The sequence below is a fragment of the Corynebacterium sp. HMSC074A01 genome (assembly GCF_001831515.1).
Classification (GTDB): domain Bacteria; phylum Actinomycetota; class Actinomycetes; order Mycobacteriales; family Mycobacteriaceae; genus Corynebacterium.
The window spans coordinates 1-1060 of the sequence record NZ_KV825597.1 but is presented as its reverse complement, the minus strand read 5'-3'; the positions used below and the strand labels follow the sequence as shown (position 1 = coordinate 1060).

At 43.9% G+C, this 1060-nt stretch carries 1 protein-coding gene; it reads right to left on the bottom strand.

Annotated features, from left to right (window positions below; all coding sequences use genetic code 11):
• Positions 1 to 125: 125 nt before the first annotated feature.
• Positions 126 to 941, bottom strand: a complete 816-nt coding sequence (locus HMPREF2550_RS00280) for an aminoglycoside O-phosphotransferase APH(3')-Ia (RefSeq protein WP_000018326.1) — start codon at positions 939 to 941, stop codon at positions 126 to 128.
• Between the last annotated feature and the right edge of the window lie 119 nt (positions 942 to 1060).

Here is a 1060-nt window from a genome sequence, read left to right as displayed (position 1 = left end):
GTTTATCACCACCGACTATTTGCAACAGTGCCCCGTCCGGATACTGCCAGATATCGGCGTCCAGGGAGATGTCCTGAAGCGCGGTGTCCGGAATTTCAGGTTTGTGTCTCTACAAAGACTAACTATCAGAAAAACTCATCGAGCATCAAATGAAACTGCAATTTATTCATATCAGGATTATCAATACCATATTTTTGAAAAAGCCGTTTCTGTAATGAAGGAGAAAACTCACCGAGGCAGTTCCATAGGATGGCAAGATCCTGGTATCGGTCTGCGATTCCGACTCGTCCAACATCAATACAACCTATTAATTTCCCCTCGTCAAAAATAAGGTTATCAAGTGAGAAATCACCATGAGTGACGACTGAATCCGGTGAGAATGGCAAAAGCTTATGCATTTCTTTCCAGACTTGTTCAACAGGCCAGCCATTACGCTCGTCATCAAAATCACTAGCATCAACCAAACCGTTATTCATTCGTGATTGCGCCTGAGCGAGACGAAATACGCGATCGCTGTTAAAAGGACAATTACAAACAGGAATCGAATGCAACCGGCGCAGGAACACTGCCAGCGCATCAACAATATTTTCACCTGAATCAGGATATTCTTCTAATACCTGGAATGCTGTTTTCCCGGGGATCGCAGTGGTGAGTAACCATGCATCATCAGGAGTACGGATAAAATGCTTGATGGTCGGAAGAGGCATAAATGCCGTCAGCCAGTTTAGTCTGACCATCTCATCTGTAACATCATTGGCAACGCTACCTTTGCCATGTTTCAGAAACAACTCTGGCGCATTGGGCTTCCCATACAATCGATAGATTGTCGCACCTGATTGCCCGACATTATCGCGAGCCCATCTATACCCATATAAATCAGCATCCAGGTTGGAATTTAATCGCGGCCTCGAGCAAGACGTTTCCCGTTGAATATGGCTCATAACACCCCTTGTATTACTGTTTATGTAAGCAGACAGTTTTATTGTTCATGATGATATATTTTTATCTTGTGCAATATAACATGGGTTGGCACTGTTGCAAATAGTCGGTGGTGATAAAC